The sequence below is a fragment of the Croceimicrobium sp. genome (assembly GCF_965228705.1).
GTDB lineage: Bacteria > Bacteroidota > Bacteroidia > Flavobacteriales > Schleiferiaceae > Croceimicrobium.
Genome location: NZ_OZ245832.1, coordinates 2,997,325 through 3,007,485, shown reverse-complemented (window position 1 = coordinate 3,007,485; position 10,161 = coordinate 2,997,325). Strand labels below are relative to the sequence as shown.

Below are 10,161 nucleotides of genomic sequence, written 5' to 3'. Positions count from 1 at the left end.
GGCTGGGAAAAATACCAAAAATGGAAAGCATTCGCATTCAAACTTCGCAAAATGTAGCCATCGAACAAGAATTGGCCGGTGTTGGGGATCGACTAATTGCCGGTCTTATCGACCTGGCGCTTTTGATATTTATCGGTTTAATCGGATTTTCCATATTAAGCTCAATTGGAACAGATGAAAACACTCAAATCTATCTGATCTTAGGCTTCAATTTTATTCTCCTTACCTACCATCCTTTGTGTGAAATCTTTTTAGGTGGAGCCTCTTTGGGCAAAAGGGGTATGAATTTAAGAGTAATTCGCCTTGACGGTAGCGCCTTTCGTACTTCGGATGCGATTATTCGCTGGTTGTTTTCGCTAATTGAAATTTTTATGACCATGGGAGGTTTGGCTACAGCGGTAGTTGCCTTAAGCTCCAAAGGTCAACGCCTTGGTGATTTAGCTGCCGGTACCACCGTTATTAAGATTAAAGACAGTCTGGGTCTTTTAGAACAGAGCCTGGAAAAGAAGCCCAAAATCTCAGAAGATTATATCCCTACATTTAATGGGGTTTTACGCTTAAATGATCAGGAAATAGACCTGCTTTCCAAGAGCATTGAGATCTTTCGGAAAACCCAGGATCGCAAACCCATGGAAAAAGCCCAGGCCATGGTAGAGCAACGTTTAGGGATTAGCTCCGATATGCATCCCATTAAATTTCTGGATACCATCCAAAAAGACTACCTCTATTACAGTCTTAAAAGTCAGGAAAAAATAGAAGGAGCTATTCAATAAAAAAAGGCCCCCAATGGGAGCCTTCCTTTCTAGTGTTTCACTAATCGCCCTTGCCTTAAACCGGCTGGTCCTTCTACCTGCAACCAATAGAGGCCTGCTGGCAAGGCCCTCAGGTCTACCCCTAGATTAGGCTTACTGAGTTCAAGCATTATTCGTCCTTGTTGATCTATAATTCGCAGCAGATCAATTTGCTGATGATCGGGAATCTGAATTCTACCCTGAGTAGGATTGGGGTACCAAAAAGATTCCTTGCTCAACGAAAAGCTCGGAACCGAAACTCCGGACGAAGCTGTTGTGCTAGTGTCACCACCATAGAGAGCCGTAACCTCCCGGCTATTTACTACTCGATTGTAGATCAGTACATCATCCAAAAATCCCTTATAGGAATTGTTATAATGAATTTGCGAGCCTCCGGTTGGCGTAGATTGAAAGAAATAGCCATAGCGGGGATTGGAACTAAAAGAAGTAGAAAAGGTATTCCAAGCCAGAGCTTTCTGCCCTACCAGACTATCGTTCAAATACATTTTAGCGGTATCTCCATCATAGGTAGCCACGATATGATACCATTGACTAAACTGCAAATTGTAATTTACGATGAGGTCATTTTGCACTCCCAAGAAATAAACCTGACCCTGCGCATAATCTACTGCCACCCCACAACCCTGACTGGTCTGCTGACTGCCATAGAACATAATAAATTGTATTTGAGCTTCGAAGTTTAAATCGAGGGACTCCTTCATAAACCAGAAGCTAAAGCTCCGTGCAGAGTCACCGGAAGGGTATTTAGGTGAGGCATTATGACTGATAAACTCATTAGGGCCATTGCCATTGCCGGGGATGTCCATCAGACGCACCGACCCAAAGCCGCCTTTGCGATCCGTATGCCCCGTGGCGGTTCCCTGATAGTTCATGCTGGTATTAATTCCAGAGGTATCATGAAACTGCAGGCTGTTAAAATTGGAATCGATTTCAAAAGGATAGGCTCCAATCAAGCCCGCATTGAGTTGAATCGGCTGCGCTTTTAAGGCAAGCATGAAAATCAAAAGGAATAGAGTGCAATAATTCTTCATAGCATTTGGATTTGAAGTCAAAACTAGACATAGCCCTTCCAAAGCCTTATAAACAGCGGTATACAAGCGGTATACAGTCTTAAATTTTTTCCGGTTGTTGAAAGAATACCTGGCCCTCCCCGGAAAAGAATACGGCAAATGCCCTATTTCCGGAATTAGGGGTCTGCTGGAATTTTGGAGAAATAAATATCCCCTCCCTTATGCACAAATTGATTTACAGCTTTGCTTTTCTCTTTATTGCTTTTGTTTCACAGGCTCAATACTGGCAAAAAACCAATGCTTCAACCGCGGCCGTTGGAAACGACACCCGCCTTTTAACCGCCACTACCGGTGATACCATTTTTGCTTTAGCTCGCAATTCCTCGCACCGAAATATTCTCACCATTTCTACGGATCAAGGTCAGACCTGGTCGCCTGGCAGCCCTATTTTCGACACTTTAATTGATGGTATAATCGCCACCGTATCCCAAATGGCTGGTAGTAACGGTCGACTATACGCTCGTGTAAATCTGGGCACTTCCACTTATGTGAATCTTTATTATTATTCCGATGATTTAGGTGCAAATTGGACGATCGATACCGCTGGCTTGCCGGCTTCCTTTAATCCTGCTTATAAATTAGGATTTCAATTAAAGGCCCTTAATAATGGCTATATGGCGGCCATCTCTGAATTTGACGGCGCCTATTTTAAACAGAAAGGGCAAAATGCCTGGGTATACCGCAATACCTTCAGCACCACCAGCCAGAAGAATATTCAGGACATCACCTATGCCGGCAATACCTGGTATGCCTTAAACAATTTTGTGGCTAACGAAGCAGATCGCATTACTAAATCCACCGACTTTGGTCAGAGCTGGACTTCCTGCAATACCTCGGGACTGCCTACAGGCTTTGCCCCTTATAACCTGGTGACTAACCATCAATCAAAGTTTTACCTTTCTGGTTCCATTTCGGGTGCTGATGCCAATGTAATCCTCTATTCCAATGATGGCTGTACCACTTGGGGGGCCACCAACAGTGCTAGTTTGGCTTCTTATAACCTTGCCAGCGTTTACCTCCGCGATTTATATGCGGTAGACGATTATGTTTTTGCCACCTTTTTCCCCACCACTGGCGATACGGTTTCACGGATTTTAATTTCCAGCGATCCCGTTCCTAATTTCTCGCTTTGCAGCGTTGATGGTTTACCGATTTACCCCAGCACTCAATTTAGCTTGGCACCTCCCATTCTAAGCTATTTCCATGTTGGGCCTAAGCTTTTTATCGCTTATGCGGATGATTTATACTCTTCCAACCCGGGCTTTGTAGGTGGAAATCCAGGTATTGGAACGAAAGAAAGACCATCCTTGGAGAAACTGAGCTTTTACCCAAATCCCGCCAAGGATCGCTTAAACATCGAGGCATCCCAAAAGGGCCAGATGAAAATCTTCTCCTTAGACGGCACTTTAATGCAGGAAATGGAGTTGAATCCTGGTCATCACGAAATTCCCTTGCAACTGCCTCAAGGCCTTTACCTCATCCACTACAATAATGAGCTCAGTAAGCTGATTATTAGAGATTAATAAAATCGGAGCGCCCCCTCGGGGGCTTTTCTTCTTTAGAGACTGGAGCTAAAGCCTTCGATATCCTGTTCCGCAGGTAAATTGAGTTTCTTTTTTAAGCGATAGCGAGCCGTTTTTACCGAAGCGGGCTCCACATGCAATAGAGCGGCAACCTCCTTAATGCTTAATCCCAAGCGTGCAAAGGCCAGCAGTCGGAAATCCTTTTCACTTAAATCAGGGTAACCAGCCTTTAGCTGAGCAAAGAATTCCGGATGGACTTCCTCAAACTTCAGTTTAAAGTCGGCCCACAGCGGATCTGCATTTAAATTGGTTTCCAACATTTGACTCATCTTAGCCTGCAAGGCCGTATGCGCGGGCGATTTTTGGGTATCCAGTTCCTGTAAATCTTCCTTCAATTGTTCGAGGAGTTCATTGCGTTCCGAAAGCTGCAGGGCATGGGATAAAAGCTGACGTTTCTTCTGATCCAGTTGCATCTGTAAATTACTCCTTTGCAATTGCTCTGTTTGAAGTTCCATCTGCAAAGCTTCTTCGCGGTAAAGAGCCAGCTTTCGCTGATTACGCCAAATCCAAATTGCGGCCACCATCAGAATAAAGAAGATTAAAACCAAGACCAATAATAGATATTGCGATTTTCGCTGTAGGGCATTTTCCGCTTCCAGGAGCTTTAGTTTTTGCTCTTTCTCTTTTAGGCGGTAACGCGCCTCTAATTGGGCTAAATCTGCTTTCAGCTTTTCTCGATGCAAGGTATCTTCCATCGACATGCGATTTTCGGCGAAAACCAATGCTTCTTCAAAATGACCTAATCGCTTGTGAATTCTCCGCCCTATTTCCACCAGAGACAAATAATGATCCCGGTAGCCATGTTTCAAACAAAAGGGCATAGCGCTATCTATCAAGCTCAGCGCCTCTTTATCGCGATCCAAAAAATAATAGGCCGTTGCCAATTGCACCCGGGCAAAAGCCCCTCGATAGGTGTCTTCAATGGAATCGTAAAAGTTTCGCGCTCTTTCCAGCATCCCTACTGCATCATGCTCCTGGGGATTATGCTTGGTCCAAAGGGTTGCCAAATAAATCTCCACTTGCTTTTGCAAAGCTGCATCTCCATCAGCTTTGGCCGCTTTCAATGCATCCAGGAAATAAATTTCGGCCGTGTCCATATTCGCACTATCGATAAAATAGGCATTGGCATAGGACTTTCCGAGGTTAATATTGGCAATGGCTCGTAGGCTATGAAAATTGCTGTCTGCAAATTCGGCCAATAGCTTTTTGTAGCGCTTCTTTTCCTCTTCAGGCTGATCCATCCTTGACAAGCCTGTGGTACGGTTGACCAGCAGACTTAAGCGAATTTCATCTGGAATCTCCTCCCAGGCTAAGACGGCTAAAGCACTATCGGTATACGCCACCTGTGCCTCACGATCACCAAGTTTATATAACTCGATCCCCATTTGATTAAAGATCTTAATACGCTCTATTTTGGCTGCCCTGTCGGTGCCCTTTAGTTTAGCAATGGCCAGGCGGTAAGCATATAAAGCAGAATCGCTTTTATTGACCTCTTTATAATGATCTCCCAATTTGCGATAATGAGCGGCAAGGCTATCTATCTCCTCCTGAGCTTGCAGGGAAAAAGTAAAGAGGAGCATGAAACTCCAAAAAAGGATAATCTGAAAAAGGGGCTTTGAGGATATCGGCATTTGCTGAATAACGCGCATTGGGCACTCCATGGTTGGATTTCTATCGATCCTGAACTTGAATTAGAGTAGAAGATCCATTATCCAAAACCAGAACAAAGAGTCCCGGCATAGCCTCCGCAAAGCTTAATTTAGAACCTTCCTGCCTATAGGCCACCTGCCGACCATAGAGATCATAAACGGCCCGAACCTGATGATTGGCAGGAATATAGAACTCACCCTCTGAGGGATTAGGATAGACCCTTATTGCGGATTCTTCTTCACTTAATCCAATACCCTGACAGTTAAGCGCATTGATATAGGACCATAATTGATTATCGAATCCTGATAAGGCTAAGGCCGATGAATCAGCAGCTTGTCCCTGGCGCACCACCACCAAATATTGGGAAGGCACTATATATATGCGTTGATCATTTTTACCCGCGGCCATATATAAATCAGAAGGCGCATTGGGAATAATGGGACCACTAAAACTATTGGGCAAACCCGGCTGAATGAAATGGCTTTTTCCATTTAACCAACTTAGGTATCCATAGGCCGGGTTTAGGCTTTGGCTGCTTTGTCGCATGGCCCTCAAATAATTGGTATCGGACAAAACCTTTTGCCCATTCCACTCCCCTTCAGCCAAGAGTAACAGACCAAAGCGGGCCATTTGCCGGGCATTCGAAAAGTAGAGATTATCCAACCACAAGCCTCTAAAACCAATGCTTCCTGCTAAGGTGTTTTGGGTATAGCGATTTAGTCCGGTAGCGGTGGCCTGCTCCAAAACATCCTTTAAGAGGAGATATGGAGCATTGTGATAATACCATTGTGTTCCGGCATCCATTCGATAGAGCAAGCAAGAATCGGCAGTACAATCCAGATTAGGCACCTGATAATCTAATCCGGTAGTCATTTGCAATTGATCTTTGATGGTGATCAAGGCTTCCTTATTGGCCGGAGCACTGGTCCAGCCCCTTCCTAAATACTGTGAAGTACTATCCTGAATATCCAAGTGCCCATCTTCCTGGGCTTTACCTATTAAGAAAGCCATCAAGGTCTTTCCGGCCGAAGCCCAATACCAAACTGAATCTTGGGTATAGCTACCATAATAGGCCTCATGCACAATCTTGCCATCCTTTAAGATTAAGAGGGACTTGGAGTGAGCCGCCTGTGCGAAACTATCTAAAGCCGCAATTTGAGGTGGACACCAATGGAGACGGGTCGGACTTAGGGTATCCCAAGAACCATTGCTTGGGGGAAAATAAAGCTGTGCTTTGGCACCAAAACTCAGCAAGACTAAAAGAAAAAGGAGCTTGCGCATAAAGCAGATTTAGCTTTAAATCGAAGGGAAAATTACAAAGAACTCCACTCATCCCCCCTTATAATTCTCTGATTTATAGACCCGGACCCAAAACCATATCCGGGCTCAAATCATCAAAACCCGGACGTTTAAAAGCCATCGCCTCTGGAAATAAGGCCAAACATTGCTCCCTAAAATCCTCGCTGGCCACTTGAAAGGCCAAAATACTACGATGGTGCTCAGGATAAAGTTGATCCATATTTTCCAGGATCAGTAAGATATGATTAAGGGCCAGAATTAAAACTTTGGCACTACCGTTCCAATCGCTTTGCAGAGGAATTTGCCCTCCGGCATCAAAGCGCCCGCCCAGAGCTCGATGGAGTTTAGGACCCAAAAAATTACGGTAGTGCAGCAAAACCTCCCGAGCATTTAAGCGCTGCAGGAAGTGAGCTTCCCGTACAAAGGAATCCTGCTTTTGCATGGCCTGCTCCCAGCTTTCGGTTAAGTGCTGCAATACTTGTCCATAATGCCCTTGCCACTGATCGTAAATCCCTAAAATTGGGGAGGCATCGGGATTAAAATCCCCTTGCTCTTCGAGCTCTTTGATTTTAGCGGGCAAGGCATCTACCTTCTTAAGATCGAGTTCCTCAAAAACATGGCGAGCCTCCTCACCTGAAGCAGGACCAGACCATTCCTGAGGGTCTAAGTCTTCATCGCCATAGCGTGCATGATATAAGCCACATAGACTACTTAAGGGGCAGCGTTGGCACCAGCGATTGCAATACTGTTGGATGGAAGGAATCCGATACAAGGGAATAATTTCCCTAAAAATAAGAAAGGCCGGCGAGCTGCCGACCTTCCAGGTATTTTCAACAGGGCCTAGTCTTTAAACTCGGCCGAGCGACTGTCGATAATTTCATTGGTGCGTTCAATGGCTTTTTTAAGCTTGTAATCGCTCCAGCTATTCTTGTAGAACTTATTAAAGTACTCATCCAATTTGCGAATCACGAATACATTGTAGGCTCCCTGCAATTTCCCCATTCTACTGGGGTTTAGAGTTCTCAAGCTTAAAGAGAAAGATCCGTCGATGTATTGAATGTAGTGCCAAATACCACTGGGCATAAACAAGGTTTCGCCCGGCAATAAATCCGTTTGCCAACCCGAAGCCAATTTCAGGGCCGGGTATTTCTCATAATCGATATTCCCGAGGTCGGCCGCACTATGGGTAGTGAAGGGTAATTTATAGAGGTATTTCGTTTGATTTTGATCAAAGAGGGTAATACGCTTGGTGCCTCCAAACTGCGTGATAAAGACATTGGAAAGATCAATATCGTAATGCAGGCGTACATCACTCCCCGCACATCCAAAAAACATGTAGGGATAGTCTTCCAAATAACCATCCATAATCGGTGGGAAACCAAAATCATCCAGCAGGGATGGTTCGAGTTTAAAAAGGTTAAACAAGAAAATGCGGAGATCCGATTTCACATCATTCTCCAACATATCTAAATACTCTCCAAAAGTGGTTTCCTTTACTGGTGGCATTACAATTTGCGTGGGCTCATTGTCTTGCCAGGCACCATGAAGTTTTACTTTATGATCACCAGCGATTTCTTTCAGAAAAGAATAGGTCCATTTCTCACGGGCCTGCCAGTTTTTGGAATAGTTCTTTAGCTTAACCGGAATACGAGTTTTGACATACTTCTGATAAAACTCTTCCGGACTTATATCTTCTACAACGTCTACCGCTTGCAGTTGCATGCTATGGAAATTTGATTGGCAAAATTACGAAATTGCTTCGCTGAGGATGGGTTATTAACGCATAAACCTCAAAATTGATCTGTCCTACATCAAAGAAAATACCGAAAAAAGTTTCCGTCAATATTTCAGTCAGGCTCTGAGCTCAACCCTGAATTGACTATTAAATTTACTTTACTTTTTCATCATTTTCTATTGCAAAAGGCTGGCAATCAATCGCACTAAATCATGGATTTCTTCATTGTATTTCTCTTCCTACATTAAGGCATTTAGTCGTTTTAAGAGTTCATCTTTAAATTGTCGCCCAACCGGAATTTCTTCTTTTCCGATATATATGATATTCCCATAAATTTCATCAATTCGATTTAGATTAACCAGATAGGATTGATGCACTCTAACAAACTGCATCGGCAAGGAGAGGCCCGCCTTTTTTAAACTCAAATGCAGGGTATAGGTTTTATCTGCTGTGATCAACTGCAGGTAATTGGAAAGTCCTTTTAAAAAGAGTATCTCCGAATATTCCAATCGCAAATAGCGACTACCATCTTTCACAAAAAAACTTTGTTCTTCAGCTTTCGTAGCCGCATTAATCTGCAAGTATTCACGCATTTTATAAGCGGCTGCCAAAAATTTTGGATAGGCCACTGGCTTAGTGAGATAAGCAATGGTATTGTAGTCATAACTCTGTACAGCGTACTGGTCATAAGCCGTTACAAAAATCACCGGTATCGGCTCATCGGCCAGAGCCAATAATTCCTGGCCATTGATATGTGGCATTTTCACATCCAGAAATAGAAAATCAAATTCCGAAGGCTTCTCTTTAATAAAATGCAAAGCTTCCTGAGGATCGGTAAATGTGCCGGCTGCTTGCAAAAAATCCGTTTTCCGGGCATAGTCCTCCAGAAGTGCTATTGCTGGTGGCTCATCTTCTATAATCAAATACCTTAATGCCATATTAATAGTTGAATTTGGAAACGCGACCCCTCTTCTCGCCTTTCTAGACGATAATGTCCGGGAAAATTCAAGTCCAATTGTTTCTTCAAACTTTCCAGGCCCAGGTTACTGCCCGGGCTTTTGGCCGATTGCGACCCAATTTTATTATCCGTTGAAAAATAGAGGTACTTAGAACCCGAGCGCAAACGGAACTTTATCCAACCCTGGCGAGATAAATCACCATGCTTAAAGCAGTTCTCCGTCAGATTAATCAAACTAAAAATGGGAATTTGAAACTGGGGATTAAGGGGACGAAAGAAAGTGTCCACCCGAAAGTCTTTCAGTAATCGCTGTTGTTGAACAAAAAGATAATCTTCCAAAGGCCCAATCTCCTCCTGAACCGCCACCAGGAATCGTTCGCGATTCTCAAGATTATAACGCAGTATGCCGGCCAATCGCAACAGGGTTTCGGGTAATTGCTTTTGCTGATGCAGACTTAAGGATAAGAGCGTATTGAGGGCATTAAATAAAAAATGAGGATTCAACTTAGTTCGCAAGAATCGGGCTTCGGCCAAAGCATGTTCTCGCTCCAATTGGGCTTGCTTCTTTTCCAGGGCAATAGAATTGCGGGCCCCGCCATAGAGATAACCAGCCAAAACGAAGAGGATTCCATTTGTGAGGTAATAGAGGTAAAGTTCCAGGCTATAGGCCATAAAGTCTACCCCCAATAACCAATAGTAAATACTCATATACACTCCATAACTAAGTACAGGAGCAATTAGAATCATGGCCAGGGCCAATAGCCCCGACCAGGGCTTGGGTCTCGGAAAGATCAATAATGCAGTACTATAAAAAAGCAGAGCATTCAAAGCCTGACCCAAAATTGCCTTCACAATTATTGGGCTAATTTCATACGATAAATTAAGGGCTTCCGATAAAGCTTCGCTGCTTATGATTAAGATCCAAAGCAGGAAATGCACCCATTTATTGGCCAGAAAATTCTTCAATACCAAAAATTAGAAGACCAAAAGTAGCAGGCTCCTAAAGCGAGCAGGCAAGATTCAATAAAGATTAACTATTGTTTAACTTATTGAA

Annotated in this window: 9 protein-coding genes; 2 read left to right on the top strand and 7 right to left on the bottom strand. The window is 43.8% G+C overall.

Annotation, left to right across the window (positions count from 1 at the left end; translation table 11 throughout):
* The first annotated feature begins 20 nt into the window (after positions 1-20).
* The gene (locus ACO05P_RS13505; protein ID WP_421751610.1) at positions 21-773 is read left to right on the top strand and encodes an RDD family protein; all 753 of its coding nucleotides are present in this window, start codon (positions 21-23) and stop codon (positions 771-773) included.
* 29 nt (positions 774-802) lie between these two features.
* On the opposite strand, the gene ACO05P_RS13500 is transcribed toward ACO05P_RS13505, so the two are convergent.
* Complete coding sequence (locus ACO05P_RS13500; protein ID WP_421751608.1) at positions 803-1,843, bottom strand: LamG-like jellyroll fold domain-containing protein; 1,041 nt, start codon at positions 1,841-1,843, stop codon at positions 803-805.
* 200 nt (positions 1,844-2,043) lie between these two features.
* Here ACO05P_RS13500 and ACO05P_RS13495 point away from each other — a divergent pair, with 200 nt between their 5' ends.
* Complete coding sequence (locus ACO05P_RS13495; protein ID WP_421751606.1) at positions 2,044-3,405, top strand: T9SS type A sorting domain-containing protein; 1,362 nt, start codon at positions 2,044-2,046, stop codon at positions 3,403-3,405.
* Positions 3,406-3,440: 35 nt separating this feature from the next.
* Here ACO05P_RS13495 and ACO05P_RS13490 read toward each other — a convergent pair whose 3' ends face one another.
* The 6 genes from ACO05P_RS13490 to ACO05P_RS13465 all read right to left on the bottom strand — a co-directional run bounded on the left by ACO05P_RS13490 (position 3,441) and on the right by ACO05P_RS13465 (position 10,073).
* A complete protein-coding gene (locus ACO05P_RS13490; protein ID WP_421751604.1) occupies positions 3,441-5,045 on the bottom strand; it encodes a helix-turn-helix transcriptional regulator in 1,605 nt (534 codons plus the stop codon).
* Between the two features lie 91 nt (positions 5,046-5,136).
* Positions 5,137-6,396, bottom strand: coding sequence for a serine hydrolase (locus ACO05P_RS13485; protein WP_421751602.1), 1,260 nt, complete (start codon positions 6,394-6,396; stop codon positions 5,137-5,139).
* 73 nt (positions 6,397-6,469) lie between these two features.
* A complete protein-coding gene (locus ACO05P_RS13480; protein ID WP_421751600.1) occupies positions 6,470-7,186 on the bottom strand; it encodes a hypothetical protein in 717 nt (238 codons plus the stop codon).
* Between the two features lie 68 nt (positions 7,187-7,254).
* A complete protein-coding gene (locus tag ACO05P_RS13475; protein ID WP_421751599.1) occupies positions 7,255-8,136 on the bottom strand; it encodes a cupin-like domain-containing protein in 882 nt (293 codons plus the stop codon).
* Positions 8,137-8,388: 252 nt separating this feature from the next.
* Positions 8,389-9,087 (bottom strand): LytR/AlgR family response regulator transcription factor, encoded by a 699-nt coding sequence (locus ACO05P_RS13470; protein WP_421751598.1) that lies wholly within the window; start codon positions 9,085-9,087, stop codon positions 8,389-8,391.
* A complete protein-coding gene (locus ACO05P_RS13465; protein ID WP_421751596.1) occupies positions 9,078-10,073 on the bottom strand; it encodes a sensor histidine kinase in 996 nt (331 codons plus the stop codon). The genes ACO05P_RS13470 and ACO05P_RS13465 overlap by 10 nt, the downstream gene beginning before the upstream one ends.
* Positions 10,074-10,161: the final 88 nt, after the last annotated feature.

Bases quoted from the DNA above. Each gene is read 5' to 3' on its own strand.
- ACO05P_RS13505 (WP_421751610.1), top strand. From the start codon at position 21: ATGGAAAGCATTCGCATTCAAACTTCGCAAAATGTAGCCATCGAACAA.
- ACO05P_RS13500 (WP_421751608.1), bottom strand. From the start codon at position 1,843: ATGAAGAATTATTGCACTCTATTCCTTTTGATTTTCATGCTTGCCTTA.
- ACO05P_RS13495 (WP_421751606.1), top strand. From the start codon at position 2,044: ATGCACAAATTGATTTACAGCTTTGCTTTTCTCTTTATTGCTTTTGTT.
- ACO05P_RS13490 (WP_421751604.1), bottom strand. From the start codon at position 5,045: ATGCTCCTCTTTACTTTTTCCCTGCAAGCTCAGGAGGAGATAGATAGC.
- ACO05P_RS13485 (WP_421751602.1), bottom strand. From the start codon at position 6,396: ATGCGCAAGCTCCTTTTTCTTTTAGTCTTGCTGAGTTTTGGTGCCAAA.
- ACO05P_RS13475 (WP_421751599.1), bottom strand. From the start codon at position 8,136: ATGCAACTGCAAGCGGTAGACGTTGTAGAAGATATAAGTCCGGAAGAG.
- ACO05P_RS13470 (WP_421751598.1), bottom strand. From the start codon at position 9,087: ATGGCATTAAGGTATTTGATTATAGAAGATGAGCCACCAGCAATAGCA.